At 57.4% G+C, this 16,941-nt stretch carries 16 protein-coding genes and 1 tRNA gene; 10 read left to right on the top strand and 7 right to left on the bottom strand.

The window, feature by feature from the left end:
- Nucleotides 1–210: 210 nt before the first annotated feature.
- Nucleotides 211–555, top strand: a complete 345-nt coding sequence (panD, locus tag AC33YF_RS05480; RefSeq protein WP_491776197.1) for an aspartate 1-decarboxylase — start codon at nucleotides 211–213, stop codon at nucleotides 553–555.
- Between the two features lie 41 nt (nucleotides 556–596).
- Here panD and AC33YF_RS05485 read toward each other — a convergent pair whose 3' ends face one another.
- Nucleotides 597–1,319 carry an SIMPL domain-containing protein gene (locus AC33YF_RS05485; protein ID WP_491776198.1) on the bottom strand — a complete coding sequence of 241 codons (723 nt, stop codon included), beginning with the start codon at nucleotides 1,317–1,319 and terminating at the stop codon, nucleotides 597–599.
- 173 nt (nucleotides 1,320–1,492) lie between these two features.
- Between AC33YF_RS05485 and AC33YF_RS05490 the strand changes: the two genes are divergently transcribed.
- Together AC33YF_RS05490 and AC33YF_RS05495 are read left to right on the top strand one after the other, a co-directional pair.
- A tRNA-Ile gene (locus tag AC33YF_RS05490) sits at nucleotides 1,493–1,569 on the top strand.
- A 249-nt stretch (nucleotides 1,570–1,818) separates the two neighbouring features.
- Nucleotides 1,819–3,114 (top strand): dicarboxylate/amino acid:cation symporter, encoded by a 1,296-nt coding sequence (locus AC33YF_RS05495; protein ID WP_491776199.1) that lies wholly within the window; start codon nucleotides 1,819–1,821, stop codon nucleotides 3,112–3,114.
- Between the two features lie 66 nt (nucleotides 3,115–3,180).
- Here AC33YF_RS05495 and AC33YF_RS05500 read toward each other — a convergent pair whose 3' ends face one another.
- Nucleotides 3,181–4,641 carry a carbohydrate porin gene (locus AC33YF_RS05500; protein ID WP_491776200.1) on the bottom strand — a complete coding sequence of 487 codons (1,461 nt, stop codon included), beginning with the start codon at nucleotides 4,639–4,641 and terminating at the stop codon, nucleotides 3,181–3,183.
- A 248-nt stretch (nucleotides 4,642–4,889) separates the two neighbouring features.
- Nucleotides 4,890–5,675, bottom strand: coding sequence for a ZIP family transporter (locus tag AC33YF_RS05505; RefSeq protein WP_491776201.1), 786 nt, complete (start codon nucleotides 5,673–5,675; stop codon nucleotides 4,890–4,892).
- A gap of 152 nt (nucleotides 5,676–5,827) precedes the next feature.
- On the opposite strand from AC33YF_RS05505, the gene AC33YF_RS05510 reads away from it, so the two are divergent.
- Entirely contained in the window at nucleotides 5,828–5,968 is a 141-nt protein-coding gene (locus tag AC33YF_RS05510; RefSeq protein ID WP_491776202.1) for a hypothetical protein, read from the top strand.
- A 66-nt stretch (nucleotides 5,969–6,034) separates the two neighbouring features.
- Here AC33YF_RS05510 and AC33YF_RS05515 read toward each other — a convergent pair whose 3' ends face one another.
- Together AC33YF_RS05515 and AC33YF_RS05520 are read right to left on the bottom strand one after the other, a co-directional pair.
- Nucleotides 6,035–6,730 (bottom strand): sulfotransferase family 2 domain-containing protein, encoded by a 696-nt coding sequence (locus AC33YF_RS05515; protein WP_491776203.1) that lies wholly within the window; start codon nucleotides 6,728–6,730, stop codon nucleotides 6,035–6,037.
- Nucleotides 6,731–6,803: 73 nt separating this feature from the next.
- Complete coding sequence (locus tag AC33YF_RS05520) at nucleotides 6,804–7,184, bottom strand: TerB family tellurite resistance protein (protein WP_491776229.1); 381 nt, start codon at nucleotides 7,182–7,184, stop codon at nucleotides 6,804–6,806.
- A gap of 145 nt (nucleotides 7,185–7,329) precedes the next feature.
- On the opposite strand from AC33YF_RS05520, the gene AC33YF_RS05525 reads away from it, so the two are divergent.
- Both AC33YF_RS05525 and ettA read left to right on the top strand, forming a co-directional pair.
- Entirely contained in the window at nucleotides 7,330–8,373 is a 1,044-nt protein-coding gene (locus AC33YF_RS05525; RefSeq protein WP_491776204.1) for a mitochondrial fission ELM1 family protein, read from the top strand.
- Between the two features lie 205 nt (nucleotides 8,374–8,578).
- The gene (gene ettA, locus AC33YF_RS05530) at nucleotides 8,579–10,237 is read left to right on the top strand and encodes an energy-dependent translational throttle protein EttA (RefSeq protein WP_491776205.1); all 1,659 of its coding nucleotides are present in this window, start codon (nucleotides 8,579–8,581) and stop codon (nucleotides 10,235–10,237) included.
- Between the two features lie 9 nt (nucleotides 10,238–10,246).
- Here the strand turns inward: ettA and AC33YF_RS05535 are convergent, their stop codons facing one another.
- A complete protein-coding gene (locus AC33YF_RS05535; protein WP_491776206.1) occupies nucleotides 10,247–10,501 on the bottom strand; it encodes a hypothetical protein in 255 nt (84 codons plus the stop codon).
- A gap of 155 nt (nucleotides 10,502–10,656) precedes the next feature.
- Between AC33YF_RS05535 and AC33YF_RS05540 the strand changes: the two genes are divergently transcribed.
- The 4 genes from AC33YF_RS05540 to metH are packed head-to-tail and all read left to right on the top strand — an operon-like array spanning nucleotide 10,657 to nucleotide 16,534.
- Nucleotides 10,657–11,805, top strand: a complete 1,149-nt coding sequence (locus AC33YF_RS05540; RefSeq protein WP_491776207.1) for an ArsR/SmtB family transcription factor — start codon at nucleotides 10,657–10,659, stop codon at nucleotides 11,803–11,805.
- Nucleotides 11,802–12,776, top strand: coding sequence for a methylenetetrahydrofolate reductase [NAD(P)H] (gene metF, locus AC33YF_RS05545; RefSeq protein WP_491776208.1), 975 nt, complete (start codon nucleotides 11,802–11,804; stop codon nucleotides 12,774–12,776). Before AC33YF_RS05540 ends, metF begins: the two co-directional genes overlap by 4 nt.
- Nucleotides 12,773–13,834: a homocysteine S-methyltransferase family protein gene (locus AC33YF_RS05550; protein WP_491776209.1), complete on the top strand. Its 1,062-nt coding sequence runs from the start codon at nucleotides 12,773–12,775 to the stop codon at nucleotides 13,832–13,834. The genes metF and AC33YF_RS05550 overlap by 4 nt, the downstream gene beginning before the upstream one ends.
- Nucleotides 13,835–13,855: 21 nt before the next feature.
- Complete coding sequence (gene metH, locus AC33YF_RS05555) at nucleotides 13,856–16,534, top strand: methionine synthase (protein ID WP_491776210.1); 2,679 nt, start codon at nucleotides 13,856–13,858, stop codon at nucleotides 16,532–16,534.
- Between the two features lie 100 nt (nucleotides 16,535–16,634).
- Here metH and AC33YF_RS05560 read toward each other — a convergent pair whose 3' ends face one another.
- Nucleotides 16,635–16,769 (bottom strand): hypothetical protein, encoded by a 135-nt coding sequence (locus tag AC33YF_RS05560; protein WP_491776211.1) that lies wholly within the window; start codon nucleotides 16,767–16,769, stop codon nucleotides 16,635–16,637.
- Nucleotides 16,770–16,941: the final 172 nt, after the last annotated feature.

Consider the following 16,941-nt stretch of genomic DNA (forward strand, 5'->3'; position numbering starts at 1 on the left):
AACCTTCAACTTTCGCCCGCTAACGGCCAGTAACTGTGGAGATTTTCCTAAAACTGTCATAATCGGCAGGGCAGAACTCCCAGAATCGCTAGGATGTTGCGTTGCAACACTCCCGCTCTTGTTCTATATCCACAGTCGAGATCGAGGGTCCCAAAGTGTGACTCAACTAGGATTCTTTTAGGAATCTGGGGCGGACAAGTGTTCCTAACGATGCTGAAAACAAAGCTGCACCGCGCAACGGTGACCGGCGCCGATATGCATTACGAGGGCTCGATCGGTATTGATCGGGACCTGCTCGATGCGTCGGGCATCTTGCCGCATGAACAAGTGGACGTGCTCAACATCAATACTGGCGCACGCTTCACTACATATGCGATCGAGGCGCCCCGCGGATCCTCCGAAATCGCCGTCAATGGTGCTGCGGCTCGGCTCGTCCAAAAGGGCGACAAAGTCATCATCGTCGCCTATTGCCAGCTTCCGGCGGAGGAAGCGCGCAACTATCATCCAAGCGTCGTTTTGCTCGGCGACGACAACGAGATCGTGTCGAAGTCTTAAAGTGAGGAGCCGAGACTACTCCAGCTAGGAACCTCACGGTACTATCTCAACTCCCAAATGACCTGAACTTTCGCCTCTATCGACATGGTGCCGCCTTCAACAGGCACTGGGGCCGCCTCTGCCATCACTGGGGCCGAAGCTGTTCTTGCCTGCAGCGGCCGAGGGATCTGGCTGCCGGTCTCCGTAATTTTGATTACCGGCCCAAGTTCCACGCCAGCCGCTTCGGCGTAAAGCTTGGCATTATCGATTGCGTTCTGCATGGCCAGTTTCCGTGCCTCATCTTTCATCTTCTCCGAGTCGACGATCCCAAACTGGATTGAGTCAATCGTGTTGGCGCCGGCCTCAACCGTCTTGTCCAAGACGTCGCCGAGTTTCTTGATGTCCCGAACGGTGATGTTGACACTGTTGTTCACGCGATAGCCTGTGATGAAAGCAGCCTCGTTTTGCTTTTTCCGTTCGTATATTGGCGAGACAGAAAAGTTCGTCGTTTGGATATCCTTTGGCTCGATGCCCGCCGCTTTGAGAGCGTCGACAACCTGGGTCATCGCCGACGTGTTCTTGGACAACGCGTCCCTTGCTGTTTGCCCTTCGCTGGTTGCCCCTGTTGATATGCTTACCATGTCTGGCGCGGCCTTCACCGTACCGGATGCGGCAAGCGAAAGTGTTCGTTTGTTCTCCGACGCGTGGGTCACCGTCGATGAGAGCACAAGCGCCAATGCGACAACGGTTGGCACGACGAAGCGTAGAGGGCGATAGAGGACCATTGAGAAGACTCCGGGCTTGGCGGGTTGGTCATTGAGTTTGGATGCAATAAGGAATTTGTTATGAGGCGGAATTGTGAGGCGAGGCAGAAGGCTCTAAAAGGTCAGTCTGTGCCGCGCGCGACTCAAGCCGAGCGGTATGCGGGGTTGGATTGTCATCCGTCTTTCGCAAATGGGGGCCCGTAGCTCAATTGGTTAGAGCCGACGGCTCATAACCGTCTGGTTGCTGGTTCGAGTCCAGCCGGGCCCACCAACCTTCGAAATCAAGATCGGAGCGATTTATACTTGTTCCAGTTCGACGTTTGACTGGCGCTTAGTAAGCGGGCTTGGGTTGCGTCCTGGTTTGCGTCTGCTAGTTGCCAAAAGCGCTCATCTGCGCTCAGCACGGAACGCCTTTAATATGCTCCAAGAGCTCTAGCGCCGACATTCTTGGTTGACACCGGAGCCGTACACATGCGGCATTCGAACGGTTCGGTTTCAGCGCGGGTGAGGGGAAAACACGGTGCGCAAGCTTGCACTCCACTGGCAGATACTTATTGCCATCGTACTTGCGGCCATTGCCGGGTCCCTCGTCAAACAATTCACGACCGACACCTTCACGCCTACAATCTTTGGCGTCAGCTTCGTTGCAATCTTCGACTTCTTTGGTGCGATTTTTCTCAACGCCTTGAAGATGATCATCGTGCCGTTGATCACGTCCTCGATCATCGTCGGCATCGCCGGCATTGGCTCCGGCGGCAATATTGGGGCACTAGGTGGCAAGACGCTGCTCTTCTATGGCACGACAACGCTAGCGGCCATTCTGATCGGGCTGTTGACGGTAAACGTCATGGCGCCCGGCTATGTCGATGGGGAGCCCGCGCGCGAGATCCTGGCACTCGATGCGCCGCCCGAGGACATCAGCGAAAGAATTGAGGGCAGGGGCGCGGGCGATGTCGTCGAATTGTTCTTGCGTATGGTACCCCCCAATATCGTCATGGCAGCAGCGGAAGGTCAGATGTTGGCACTGATCTTCTTTTCCATTCTCTTCGGCTACTTCATGACCAAGCTCCAGCATGACTACGCGGAGCCGCTGTTTAAGTTCTGGAACGCCGTGTTCCACGTCATGATGTACATGACCGAATTCATCATGAAGTTCGCGCCTATTGGCGTTTTTGCTCTGATCGCGGCTGTGATTGCCGAAACCGGGTTTGCGGCGGCAGAGCCGCTGGCCAATTTCGCGTTGGCTGTCCTGGCGGCACTGCTCCTGCATTCGCTGATCACATTGCCCTTGCTTTTGCGGTTCATTGGCCAGGTCAAACCCTTTACGACACTGCGAGCCATGTCGCCGGCTCTGCTGACGGCGTTCTCGACGTCGTCGTCTTCGGCAACTTTGCCAGTGACCATGGATACAATCGAAGAAAAGGTTGGTGTCTCAAACAGCGTATCGAGCTTCGTGCTGCCACTTGGCGCGACGGTAAACATGAATGGAACCGCTCTCTACGAATGCGCGGCCGCCATGTTCCTGGCACAGGCCTACGGGTTGGAGCTCAGTTTTGGCGTGCAGTTCACGATTGTCACGATCGCGCTTGTCACGTCGATTGGCGTGGCTGGTGTGCCATCCGCATCGCTGGTCGCAATCGCTATCATCCTTGCTGCAGTTGGTTTGCCGGTGGAAGCTCTCGGCGTGCTTTTGGTGTTCGATCGGGTGCTCGACATGTGCCGAACGAGCGTCAATGTTTGGGGTGACGCCTGTTGCGCGACGATTATCGCGAGACTGCGGGGAGAAGAGACCAAGGTCGCTATCGGCGCTCCCTAGACTGTCAAGTGTTAGACGTCCCTGGTGTCATGCCAAGACGGTCACTTGATGGCGAATTATTCGGTGCTAGAACTCGGCGCGACCTCGCACGCCCAGCACCGTAATCGTATCCTCCGCTAGGTTGAAGGCGGGATCGACGATGAACTGCACGCTTGGTGTAACCTGGAACTCCTGGGTGAGCTGCACCCGGTAGAAGATTTCGACCGAGTATTGCTCTACGGTACCGAAATCGACCTGCAAGAGGTCGGTGAATTCGCCTAGATTAATGAGGTCATCACCAACATCGACGATGATCGGACTGCTGACCGGGACCACTGTGCTGCCGAGGTCCCTGCGCCCCCAGCTCGCGCCGATCCCTATTACGTCATTGTCTTGTCCGAAGACATCCTCAATTGCGAAGCCGCCTGCCACCATCTGATCGAGCAGCGCCGGACTGCCCCCGCCAATACCTTCGGAATAGCCATAGCGGAAGAAGGGCAAGATGTTGCCAATGCGGTGTTCGAGAAAGACGGTGAACCCCCAACCTTCGGGTGTCATGGCCTTTTCGACGCTATCCCTGTGCCAAAGAGTGATGTGGTAGTCGCTAACCTCAATCGGTCCGATGCTTACCTTTCGCGCAGGGTCCAAATAACCCGGGTCCCAGCCGATGTCAGCAATGGTGAAGTGCTCGCCATCGTTGAAAAAGCTGTCGAAGCCGGCCCGGTTCTGCTTTCCCTTAGCATCGTAGATTCCGCCAAGGACATAAATGTCCGACGTGGGCCGAACGAGCCCGACGGCTCCGAGGCCGAAGCCAACCCAAGCGATTGAGCTATTCAGTGTGAAGTTGGAGTCCTGAAATCCTGAGACCGGGCTTTTGTACTTGAAGTAATCGTGGATCGCGAAGGGGATCGTCTTGCCGAACCGGAAGGCGAGTCGATCCTTGATAATGTGTTGGTCCCAGTAGAGTTCAACTAGGGACATGTCGAATTCGTTGAATGCCGTGCCCGTTAGCCACAATGAGCCGATGTCCGGGCCCAAGTTTTGAGGAGGGATCGCACCCATGCGGTGACGGTCCTGCAATCTAAAACCCAGACTTCCAGGATGCTGCGTATCGCGCACCAGGAGTTCCCAGGTGCCGGCGATGCCTAGAATGCCGCCCGATGCTTCGTCCGGTCCTGATTGGCCATTAGCATCAACCAGACTGGCATCGGCCTTCTGGTAGAGCGCGGTATAGAAGACGCCGAAGGCTAGTCCGTAGTCATCGTAAATTTGGTCCTTGAACTCGTTCCAGGGGCGCAGCATCCGATCGAGGCCCGGCGTGCGGAGCAGCGTGTCTTTGCGCTTGGCCTCCTGCTTCAGGCGATTAGTGATGTCATCGGGGTTGCGCGTCATGTCCGTTGGATCCACAAACCACGGCGCAGCGAAAGCTCCTTCTTCCTCGGCCTGTACGCCCGGCTGCTGTGCAAGCGCCGGCATGGCAACCCCTATCGACATGACCAAGCCAACGAACAGCCGCATGATGCCCCCAATTGTGTACCGGAGGCCCACAACTGGGGCCTCCAAGCGTACCACTGAAACCCTAGCACTGAGGCCATCAGGAAGGCTGTCACTCTGAGTCAACAATCAACGAGAAAAGAATTCTGAGATCCGAAAATCAGGCCGAAGACTTGCTGGCGGTGGGCAGCGTTAGGTTGCGAACGCTGTTCTGACGACCGCTTTGGGTCCTTAGCAGCTTAAAGCGAGGGTGTTAGATCGCGCCCAATATCCCCTAAATATAGCGCGGAGTTGCCTGCGTACTAAGTCCAGACGGCGATGAGCGCCATGACGGCGATGCCAAGAAGCACCATGGCAAATTTAGCTCCGGCGTCTCCTTGCTTGGCGAACTCGCTCTCAACGATGTCGATCACAGCGATGTAAAGGAACGTTCCGGCAGCAAGCGCATCGAAGATACCTTCAAACCATTCGGCTCCTCTGCCCGAAAGGAGCGCACCCAGCACGGCGCCGACTGCAATCCCCAGCGGCGTCATCGTCGCAAAGAAGGCGATAAGGCCGACGGCGCGGGGGCGCTTGATATGGGCACGGCGCAGGCTCACGCCGAGGGCAAAACCGGCCACGCCCTTATGAGCCATAATTGCGATGAAGAGTGCGGCCGATGTGATCGCACTGCTCTCCGCCCCCAACGCGATACCGGCGATGATGGAGTGGACCGACAGAACCAGGGCCAAGACGTAGGGCGCGAGCGCATAGCGGCGCACATTGACGGCATTCACCATGCCGGCTTCACCCTCGGCAATGATGACCTTTTCGATCAGCAGGATCAGGAGAAAGCCGCTGGCGCAGATGAGTGACGCCAGCGGGTATTGCAAGCGTGGGCCCAGCAGAGTGTTCAAGCTGTCGATGGCGTCCGGAAGCAGATGGATAAGGGCTGCGCCCAGAAAGACCCCGCCGCCAAAGGCATTGCCGAGAGAGAAGTATCGCTCGTAGCGCAGCTGGGGGCTCGCAAGGATAGGCCAAAGCCCGGCCACGATGCCCATGAGCCCGACGACACAGATGTACAACAGTTTGGTTTCGCTTAGCCCCAATCTAGCCCCTGCGTCTCGCGGCGTCTGTCTACACTAAGGTCTTTTGCGGGCAGCTTGCCTTAGTTTGCCGAGAAGCGGAACCAACCGAAAGACCCTGCGTTTTTACGTCCGCCTGCAGCAATTGTAGGCGCGTCAAAACGGAGGATCTGACCATGAAGTATTTCGTCACCATGCTCGCTCTTGCCACCACGCTAGGCTTTGCGGTTCCGGCTTTTGCTGGTCCCGACAACCAGGCCGATTGCGAAGCATCCGGCGGCACCTGGAGCGCCGAGAGCAAATCCTGCACGCAGTAAGTCGCGCCAAGCGGCGGGTCGGACGCGGCCTGCCGCATGCCGCTTGCAATGCGGCGCAGTGAACGATCAGAATTCGTAGCCAAGCAATTGGATTTCGGGCTGGTACCAGTCTGTCACCTGCGCCTGGAGCTTCGGTGTGTAGTAGCTACGGTATGTACGCTCCGAGTCCTTGTTCGGCGTCACATTCACTTTGGGGACGCTGACCTTCTCTTCGACACCGGCGAGCGACAACGCGGTGTTCAGGTCCGCCTCGAGATTCTCATACCGGCCAAGAAAGTCCACAGCGAGCGCGTCGTCCAACATGTAGAGCTCGTGGTTGTCTACATATGCCGTGGATCGTCGCATGTAGCGTTCGAAGCTGGGCCGAGTCTTCTTCGATTTGGTTTTGTACAAGTACCATGACACTTGCCGGTCCCATGGGTTCCGGTCGAACGAGAACTTGAAATAGCTGTTCCAGATGTCGGCGCCGACATAGTCGCGGATGCGCCATGCGGGCATATGCTCGTAAAATCCGATGGTCGGGTGCCAGTAGCGTTCAGGCCGTCCAAGCAGTTTGCGCCACACCGAGCGCTGCGGTTTGAGCGGATGGTCTATCTGATAATTTTGTGGGCCAAGACCCGTGCGGTCTTTCTCGCTCGCCGCGCGATAGGGCGTGATCACGTCTTCAGGGCCGCAAAGCTGCGAGATCGCCGCTTCGACGGCCGTCCCGGCGGTCTTCTTCGTCTTGATGAAGATGAATTTGTGTTTGTGTGAAAGGATCATAAGTCCGCGCGCGGTTCGAAGTTCGGCCTGAACCCTAGTGGGTTGCGCATCGCCTCTGCAAGCCGGATTCAGCTTATTGGTGCAGCGTTGCGGAGAGTTCTTCGAGTAGCGCGCTCAGATGAATTTCAGAAACGCCGAGGGCCTTCGCCATATCGTGCAGCTCTTTACGTTCTTCGCCGGCCACTCGACTATCCGCCAAAAGAACACGATAGGCCGCGCAGAGAATCTCGTCCTTGGTCGTTTGGTCTAAGGATGGAGCCAGAGCCGCAAGACCGTCCCTAATGTCTTCTCCGGCAACCTCTTTTGCGGCACGCGCAATGGCGTCGGCCGTCAGCGTTTTCTCGGTGCAGTCCTCATAAATCTCCTGGATCAGACCGACCTCGCGCGTGTCGAGGTGCCCATCGGCACTTGCCATGGCGACCATCGCTTTCAGGATTACGTCGCACTTTGTCACTTCGCTCAACGTATGGCTCCTTTTCAGGCTCGTTGCCTGATTGTGCGGAAACTTGCCCTATTTGCCAAGCACACCAGAAGGCCTTTGATGAGGTGGCTCGGGTGCGGTATCAACCTGCCGCCGTTCCAAAAAAGCTGTCTTAGTCATGTCAGACATCACCCCGTTAAGGGTTATCTTTTTAGCCGATACGCGGCCGGGCCACTACCACATCGCCGAGGGCGTGATTGCTGCTTTGGCGCGGCTGAGGCCGGTTGATGTCACCCGGATCGAGGTGAAACGCAAATGGATCGTCCCAACGCGCTGGCTGCGAGCGCGGATCAACGCCAAGAGTTTTTATCCACCCCGCATGCTGCGTATGGCCTATCGCATTGATGCGGAGACGCTGCCAGAAGCCGATCTTGTGGTTTCCGCCGGCGGCGAGACACACATGCCCAATATTTGCGTTACGCGGCTTCTCGATGTTCCCAATATATTTTGCGGCTCACTCTTACGCGGACTAGAGCCGGACAATTTCAGCTTAATTATCTCCTCCTACGAGCGTGACCGGGACAGCGAGCGTCATCTCGTTGTTTTGAAGCCATCCTCGATCGATCCGGACGCGCTTGGTCGGCCGGCGACCGTGCCGCGCTTCGGACCTGAGAATCACCCCCAGACATTGGGACTCCTTATAGGCGGGCAGGCAGGGCGGTTCCGGTACCGCGACAGCGAATGGAAAGACCTGCTGACCTTCGTTGCCAAGGTAGCCAGCGCCTGGGGAACGCGATGGCTGATATCTACCTCCCGGCGCACACCGGACAGTGTGGCAGATAGAATCGCTGAGATGGCGCGCGACGAGAGCGTTGTCGCCAAGTTCGTCGATTTTCGCACGGCGGGTCCCGGAACGCTGCCGCAGATCTTCGCCAACTCGGACGCAATCGTCTGCACGGAGGACTCAAGTTCAATGATTTCGGAAGCCGTGTCGGCACGGCTCCCCGTCGTAGGAGTTTCGCCGCGCGCCGCGCGTTTCACCGAAGATGAGCAGCTTTATCGAGAGTTCCTCATGGGCAATAACTGGTCGCGCACCATTCCCATTGCCGAATTGACGCCGGACAGCTTTGCGGGGGCGTTGGCAGAGGTTGAGCCCTTGCAGGAAAACCCGCTGGATGCTCTCGCGCAGAAGCTGAAAGCACGCTTGCCGGAACTCCTGTAGCGGATCCGTTATCGGCTCGCATTACCGTCGGTCGCGTCTGTTGTCGTTCTGCCGCCGTCGCTTGTCCTCTTGGATTTCATTGCAAATCAGAACGTCCTCCTGGGCGCGAGCTTCCCTCGTTGAGTTCGCGCGCACGACTCGTTAAAAGCGCGATCAAATCAGCTATTCCCATCGCCGCCAGCAAGAAAGCAAAAAACGGAGAACAATGGCTAACCCGCAATACGTCTACGTCATGACGAAACTGAACAAGACCTATCCCGGCGGGAAGCAGGTCTTGAAGGATGTAACGCTCGCCTTTCTCCCCGGCGCAAAGATTGGCGTCGTTGGTGTGAACGGAGCCGGTAAATCCACGCTGCTTCGCATCATGGCGGGCGAGGAAAAGGAGTTCACGGGCGAGGCATGGGCCGCGGAAGGTGTGCGTGTTGGGTACTTGCCTCAGGAACCTCAGCTCAAGCCGGACAAGGACGTCATGGGCAACGTCATGGAAGGCGTTGCAGAGAAGAAGGCCAAACTCGACCGCTACAACGAACTCGCGGTGAATTACTCAGACGAAACCGCGGACGAGATGGCGCGACTGCAGGACGAGATCGACGCGCAGGACCTATGGGATCTCGATGGTCAAGTTGAACAAGCCATGGATGCGCTGCGCTGCCCCCCGGGCGATGGAGAGGTGGGGAAGCTCTCAGGCGGCGAACGACGGCGTGTGGCGTTGTGCCGGCTCCTGCTGGCTAAGCCAGACATCTTGCTGCTCGACGAGCCCACCAACCATCTGGACGCGGAGAGTGTTGCCTGGCTGGAGCACCATCTACGCGACTACCCCGGCACAATCGTCATGGTCACCCACGATCGCTACTTCTTGGATAACATCACGGAATGGACGCTCGAGCTCGATCGCGGGCAGGGCGTGCCCTATAAGGGCAACTATTCGTCCTGGCTTGAGCAAAAGCAGAAGCGGCTAGAAGTCGAGGGAAAGCAAGAGGAAGCCAAGCAGCGGACCCTTGCGCGCGAGCTCGACTGGATCCGGGCGAGCCCAAAGGCGCGTCAGGCTAAGTCTAAGGCGCGCATCAAGGCCTATGACGAATTGTTGGCCGAGGCTGGGGCCGACAAAACGGCGAGGGCTCAGATTACAATTCCGCCAGGGCCTCGGCTCGGCGATATCGTCATCGAGGCCGATGATTTGGAGAAAGCCTTTGGCGACAGGCTCCTCGTCGAGGGCCTTTCGTTCAAGCTGCCACCGGGCGGTATTGTGGGTGTTATCGGTCCAAATGGGGCAGGCAAGACAACCTTGTTTCGCATGATCGTTGGCCAAGAGACCCCGGACAATGGTTCCATCCGGGTGGGTGACACGGTGAAGCTCGGCTATGTCGATCAGTCGCGCGACGCGCTTGACGAGAAGAAGAGCGTTCACGAAGAGATCTCCGCGGGCGCCGAGGTGGTGACCCTGGGCAAGCGTGAGGTGCCTTCAAGGGCCTATGTTGGCTGGTTCAACTTCAAGGGTGGCGACCAACAAAAGAAAGTCGGCCAGCTCTCTGGGGGTGAGCGCAATCGCGTCCATCTCGCCAAAATGCTGAAGTCCGGCGCCAACCTGATCCTCCTCGATGAGCCGACAAACGATCTCGATGTCGAAACGCTGTCTTCGCTTGAGGCTGCGTTGGAGGACTTTGCAGGTTGTGCCGTGATCATTAGCCACGATCGCTTCTTTCTGGATCGCATTGCCACTCACATCCTCGCTTTCGAGGGCGATAGCCACGTTGAGTGGTTCGAAGGCAATTTCGAGGACTACGAGAAAGACAAGAAGCGGCGTCTTGGCGATGACGCGATCGTGCCAAAGCGGATTAAGTACAAGAAGTTCGCGCGCGGCTAGGATTCAGCCTCAGGCTGCTTGCTTAGATGCCTCCGCCAAGGCTGCCCGGCTTGCAAACTCCTCCGTCGTACGGAAGCCGGCGGATTCGTGGCACGTCTGGCCAACAAAATGAGCGATCCTGAGTGGCGTATTGATGGCGTAGGCGTCAAGTGTCGGGGGTAGAACTGGACCAATCTCGTCAATGATCTGCTTTTGCCGCCTCGCTTTGGCACCGCTGAATCGGGGCGCTACGTCAAACATCAACTGTCCATCGACAGGAATCATGCTCCTTCTCCTCTTAGCACTCTGCTTCGCGCGATATTCCGAAGCCCTACACGGCCTCCGGACGGCTTCAAATAGATGCAGCTAAGGGTTGATCGCCGTGATTGGCATCGCATTCGCGGTTGCGCATTTGAGATTCTACGCATAAACATATCTTTATGTCAGATCAGCTTCAGGACCCCGGCCACGCACATAAGCTCGCGTCAGCGGTTCTTCCCCTGCGCCGTGACCAGCCAACACGGGCGCCTGGCTCTGGCCTTTCTAGCGCGCAAGTCCTTGCGTCGCTGCGGAGTGCGGGCGAGGCCACGCGCCTGCGTATTTTAGCCCTGCTGGCAGAGACTGAGCATAACGTTAAGGATCTGACGCAGATCCTTGTCCAAAGCCAGCCGCGGATCAGCAGGCATCTGAAGCTCATGGCGGAGGCGGGAATTATTACGCGGTTCCGCGAAGGATCTTGGGTCTTCTTCCGCATCGCCGACACTGGGCCTGAAGGCGGGCTGGCGCGCGCGATTGTCGATAGTCTCGACCCTGCGGACCTGACGCTAGCGCGCGATCGGGCGCGTGCGGAGGCAGTGCAGAGGGCACGCGCTGAGGCCGCGCAGGACTATTTCAAGGCCCATGCAGCCGAGTGGGACTCCATCCGTGCACTGCATGTTGCCGAAAGCCAAGTCGAAGAGGCGATGGCTCGGGCGTTGGGAGCCGGACCCTTCGAACTTCTTGTCGACCTAGGGACCGGCACGGGTCGCATCCTCGAGCTATTCGGTCCCTGCGCGGCGAAGGCGCTCGGTTTTGACCTCAACCACGACATGTTGGCTTATGCGCGCGACAAGCTGGAGCGCGTTGGGCTGTCGCAGGCGCAGGTGCGCCATGGCGACCTTTATAATATTCCGTTGCCCGACGGGGTCGCGGACGCGGTAGTTGTCCACCAGGTGCTGCACTTTCTCGACGATCCCGCAACAGCCGTTGCCGAGGCCGCAAGGTTGCTGGCTCCAGGCGGACGGCTCCTGATCGTCGACTTTGCGCCCCATGATCTCGAGTTTCTGCGGGAACAATCAGCGCATCGCCGACTGGGCTTTGGTCGCGCGCAGCTCGGGCGCATGATGGAGAGGGCGGGACTCAAGCTCCTTAGCTTCAAGGATCTGGATCCACATGGCGCAGCTGCTACGGACAGTACTGCTTCGTTCAGAGGTACGCAGGCCAAAGGAACTCCCGAAGGTAAATTGACAGTATCTCTTTGGCTCGCTCAAAAGCCGGTGGCTCCGGGCAAGACAAAAAAGCGCAATGGCAAGGTGGAGGTCACTGCATGATGCTCGCTACGCAAGATTCTCAAGAGCAGGAACCACCCAAGCGCCGATTTCTCGGTCGGGGCGCCATTGACGTTTCATTCGAGTTTTTCCCACCGCGAACGCCGGCGATGGAGGAAACGCTCTGGCGCTCCATTCGCCGCCTAGAGCCGCTACGTCCGAAGTATGTTTCGGTCACCTATGGGGCCGGCGGGTCAACGCGCGAACGCACGCACGCGACTGTCGGTCGCCTTCTGAGTGAGACAACTCTGAAACCAACGGCCCATCTGACCTGCGTGAGTGCGACCAAAGAAGATGTCGACGAGATCATTCGCGAGTATTGGGATCTGGGCGTGCGGCACCTTGTAGCCCTCCGTGGCGACCCTCCGGAAGGTGCGGGCAGCCAGTACACGCCTACGCCGGGGGGTTATGTGAATGCAGCGGATCTTACTGCCGGTATCAGGAAGATCGCGCCGTTCGAGATTTCGGTGGGCTGCTATCCGGAAAAGCACCCGGAGTCGCCATCGGTCGAAGCTGACATCGATATGCTGAAGGCCAAGGTCGATGCGGGTGCGACCGGCGCCATCACTCAGTTCTTTTTCGACAACGATGTCTATTTCCGCTACTTGGACCGGGTCCGGGCGGCGGGTATCGACATCCCAATCGTTCCGGGCCTCATTCCCATCCATAACTTTAAGCAAGCAGCGAGCTTCGCAGTGCGATCGGGCGCGAGTGTGCCCGATTGGTTGGGGCGACGGTTTGAGGGACTCGAAGACGACCAGGAGACGCGCCACCTTGTGGCGGCAGCGATCGCTGCAGAGCAGGTTCTCGGTTTGGTTGATCAGGGTATTACCGAGTTCCACTTTTATACGCTGAACCGCGCCGACCTTGTCTATGCCATCTGTCATCTGCTTGGTTTGCGGCCTGCCAAGGCGTTCGCAAGAAAAACGGAAGCGGATTCCGTACCAGCAAAAATTACGAAGGTCGCGTCATGACTCGCGAAGAACGGCTTGAGCTACTCGATAGGGCGGTTAAAGAGCGCATCCTAATTCTGGATGGGGCAATGGGTACGATGATTCAGCGCCACAAGCTGGATGAAGAGGGCTATCGCGGCGAACGCTTCAAGGATTTCGATCGCGACTTGAAGGGCAACAACGACCTTCTGGTCCTAACCCAGCCGGAGATTATTCGTGACATCCACAGCGGCTACTTAGAGGCTGGCGCCGACATAATTGGTACGAACACGTTCAATGCCCAGGCCATCAGTCAGGCCGACTACGGTTTGGAAGATATAAGCCACGAGATGAATGTCGCCGCGGCGAAACTCGCCCGTGAAGCTGCAGACGACTGGGAGGCTCGGACGCCGGATCGGCCGCGTTATGTGGCTGGCGCTATGGGGCCGACAAATCGCACCGCCTCGATTTCGCCTGACGTCAATAATCCCGGCTTTCGAAACGTGAGCTTCGACGATCTCGTGGAGGCCTATTCAACACAAGTCCGCGGCATGATCGAGGGCGGGGTCGATCTGATCTTAATAGAAACAGTGTTCGACACGTTGAATGCGAAAGCGGCCGGTTACGCCGTCGAAGAAGTCTTCGATGAAGTTGGCTTCAAACTTCCAATTATGATCTCGGGAACGATAACGGACCTCTCGGGCCGCAACCTGTCTGGCCAAACCCCGGAAGCGTTCTGGTACTCCATGCGTCATTTGAGACCGTTCTCAATCGGCTTCAATTGTTCCTTCGGCGCAGAACAGTTGCGTCCAGCCGTGGATGAGATCGCTCACGTCGCCGAAACCTATATCAGCGTCTATCCCAACGCTGGCTTGCCCAATGAGATGGGGACTTACGACGAGACCGCTGAACAAATGTCGGCGCAGCTTGAGGCTTGGGCCAAGGACGATTTGATCAATATCGTCGGCGGCTGTTGCGGCACGACACCTGATCACATTCGGGCCATTGCAGAGGCTGTAGCACCCTATGCGCCCCGTGTAATTCCTGAAGTCGAGCCGGCACTTCGGCTGTCTGGTCTCGAGCCGTTCACACATGCCTGATTTTCAGTAGGTGACATAGTAGTGACCAACGCTGCCCAAAACTTCGTCATGGTCGGTGAGCGGACCAATGTCACAGGGTCCGCCCGGTTCCGCAAATTGATTGAGGCCAACGACTACGCGGCTGCGCTCGAGGTCGCACGTCAGCAAGTCGATAACGGCGCCAACATGATCGATATCAACATGGACGAGGGCATGTTGAATTCGGAGGAGGCCATGCGGACCTTCCTCAATCTGATCGCGTCGGAGCCCGACATCTCGCGCGTCCCGATCATGCTCGATTCGTCCAAGTGGACGGTGATCGAGGAGGGGCTCAAATGCGTGCAAGGCAAGGCAGTTGTAAACTCGATCAGCATGAAGGAAGGCGAAGAGCCCTTCCTGGAACAGGCCCGCAAGATTCTGCGCTACGGCGCGGCCGTGGTCGTCATGGCATTTGACGAAACGGGTCAGGCCGAAACGGCCGAGCGCAAATTCGAGATCTGCAAACGCGCTTACGACTTGCTAACAAGCAAAGTTGGATTTCCGGGTGAGGACATCATCTTCGATCCGAACATTTTCGCAGTGGCAACCGGTATCGAGGAACACAATGACTATGGCCGCGCCTTCATCGAAGCCACGCGGCAGATCAAGCAAGAGCTGCCTCACGTGCATGTCTCGGGTGGTGTCTCCAATCTGTCGTTTGCTTTTCGCGGAAACGAGCGCGTACGCGAAGCCATGCATACGGTGTTCCTCTACCATGCCATTCAAGCAGGCATGGATATGGGTATCGTCAATGCAGGTCAGCTTGGCCAGTACGACGACATCGAGCCAGAGCTGCGTGAGCTTGTCGAGGATGTCATCCTCAATCGACGCGACGACGCGACCGACCGCTTGCTGGATGCTGCCGAGCGATACAAGGGTGGCGCATCGCATAAGAAGGAAGCGGACCTATCTTGGCGCGAGAAGCCCGTCGAGGAGCGCCTCACTTACGCACTTGTGCATGGCATCGGCGCATTCGTAGAAGAAGATACAGAAGAAGCGCGGCAACGTGCTGAGCGACCCTTGCATGTGATCGAAGGCCCGCTGATGGCCGGTATGAACGTTGTTGGCGACCTCTTCGGTGCCGGCAAGATGTTCTTGCCGCAGGTTGTTAAGTCGGCGCGGGTGATGAAGCAGGCCGTAGCCTATCTTATGCCCTTCATGGAGAAGGAGAAGGAGGAGCTTGGGCTCGTCGATCAACCCGCGGCGGGAAAAATCCTGCTTGCTACCGTCAAGGGTGATGTCCACGACATTGGAAAGAACATCGTTGGTGTCGTGCTTCAGTGCAACAATTACGAAGTGATCGATCTCGGCGTGATGGTGCATTCTCAGGTTATTCTCGAGACGGCGCGCGAAGAGAATGTTGATATCATTGGCTTGTCCGGGCTGATAACGCCATCGCTCGACGAGATGTGTCACGTGGCATCGGAAATGGAGCGGGAAGGCTTCGACATTCCGCTCCTCATTGGTGGCGCGACTACGAGTAAGGTCCATACGGCTGTAAAGATCAGTCCCAACTACCAACGGAACCAGGCGATCTACGTCACAGATGCAAGCCGCGCGGTCGGTGTCGTATCCGGACTGATCTCGAAGGAGAATAGGGACGCGCATATCGCCAAAGTCCGCGCTGAGTATGCGCAAATGGCAGAGTCCTACGCGCGCCGTCAGGCCGAAAAGTCACGAACAACGATTGCGCAGGCCAGGGCGAATGCGCTCGCGCTCGACTGGAAGGAATACGCACCACCCAAGCCGTCGTTCTTGGGGACCCGAACATTTGAGGCCTACGACCTACGCGAACTGTCGCGCTATATCGATTGGACCCCTTTCTTCCACGCATGGGAGCTGAAGGGGTCCTACCCCCGCATACTTCAGGACGATAAATATGGTGAGGCCGCGCGGCCACTCTTCGAAGATGCGCAAAACATGTTGACGCAGCTGATCGATGAGAAATGGCTGACGGCGAATGCCGTCGTTGGTTTCTGGCCGGCGAATAGCGTTGGTGACGACATTGAGCTGTATTCGGACGAAAGCCGTGGGAAGCCGTTCGCGACCTTCCATACGCTGCGCCAACAAATGGCACGCGATTCGGGGAAGGCAAATCTGGCCTTGGCTGATTTCGTCGCGCCGAAAGAGACAGGTGTCGCGGACTACTTGGGCGGATTTGCCGTCACAGCCGGGATTGGCGAAGATGAAATCGCGCGCCGCTTCGAGTTGGCCAACGATGATTATTCGAAAATCCTGGTGAAGGCTTTAGCGGATCGCCTTGCCGAGGCTTTCGCGGAAGCTATGCACGAGAAAGTTCGCCGCGAGCTTTGGGCCTATGCGCCGGATGAGAAGCTATCGAATGACGCTCTGATTGCCGAAGATTACATTGGCATTCGTCCTGCGCCCGGCTATCCGTCCCAACCCGATCATACAGAGAAGCGCACACTATTCGGGTTGCTCGATGCAGAGAGCGAGGCGGGCATGAAACTTACGGAGTCCTGCGCAATGTGGCCTGGTGCTGCCGTATCGGGCCTGTATTTCTCGCATCCTGAATCGCGCTACTTCGGCATCGGCAAGATCGGCCGCGATCAGGTGGCGGACTATGCGGCACGCAAGGGCTGGTCTCTCGAGGAAGCGGAACGCTGGCTCGGTCCAATTCTGAACTATGATCCCAAGGGGGTTACAGACGCCGCGGCCTAAGAAGCAACACAGCAGAGAGGGCGCCAAGACAGGTTCATCCGTCTACGGCGTTTATTCTCTGCTGGCTTGGTGTTGTTGGCCCTAAGGCCTAATGCTCGCTTTAGATCATTCCTAGAATTACGGCAGCGAGAAAGCCGAACGATAAAACGACCGAAGCCACGGTCAGTTTGGCTGTGAATTCCATCGGAAGCTCTCCTTTCCGATTGGAGGGGTGCTCGTTCTGCAATGACGCCATTTTACAAACTCCCCAGATTGTGTGCCAAGCTGTTTCATTGTTGCGGCGCACAACCAACAGGCCGCTGCAGCCGTTGTCATTCAACGCGTCAAGAAGAATTCGGTTCGGGCGTCGAAATTTTTTTTTGGGTTTCGGCCTTGGATCGATGGGATCGCTCGTGCTGTAGCCGGAG

The sequence above is a fragment of the Methyloceanibacter sp. genome (assembly GCF_058506495.1).

Coding starts and splice junctions, on each gene's coding strand:
- panD (WP_491776197.1), top strand. CDS start 211: ATGCTGAAAACAAAGCTGCACCGCGCAACGGTGACCGGCGCCGATATG.
- AC33YF_RS05485 (WP_491776198.1), bottom strand. CDS start 1,319: ATGGTCCTCTATCGCCCTCTACGCTTCGTCGTGCCAACCGTTGTCGCA.
- AC33YF_RS05510 (WP_491776202.1), top strand. CDS start 5,828: ATGAAGTATTTCGTCACCATGCTCGCTCTTGCCACCACGCTAGGCTTT.
- AC33YF_RS05515 (WP_491776203.1), bottom strand. CDS start 6,730: ATGATCCTTTCACACAAACACAAATTCATCTTCATCAAGACGAAGAAG.
- AC33YF_RS05525 (WP_491776204.1), top strand. CDS start 7,330: ATGTCAGACATCACCCCGTTAAGGGTTATCTTTTTAGCCGATACGCGG.
- ettA (WP_491776205.1), top strand. CDS start 8,579: ATGGCTAACCCGCAATACGTCTACGTCATGACGAAACTGAACAAGACC.
- AC33YF_RS05535 (WP_491776206.1), bottom strand. CDS start 10,501: ATGATTCCTGTCGATGGACAGTTGATGTTTGACGTAGCGCCCCGATTC.
- AC33YF_RS05540 (WP_491776207.1), top strand. CDS start 10,657: ATGTCAGATCAGCTTCAGGACCCCGGCCACGCACATAAGCTCGCGTCA.
- metF (WP_491776208.1), top strand. CDS start 11,802: ATGATGCTCGCTACGCAAGATTCTCAAGAGCAGGAACCACCCAAGCGC.
- AC33YF_RS05550 (WP_491776209.1), top strand. CDS start 12,773: ATGACTCGCGAAGAACGGCTTGAGCTACTCGATAGGGCGGTTAAAGAG.
- AC33YF_RS05560 (WP_491776211.1), bottom strand. CDS start 16,769: ATGGCGTCATTGCAGAACGAGCACCCCTCCAATCGGAAAGGAGAGCTT.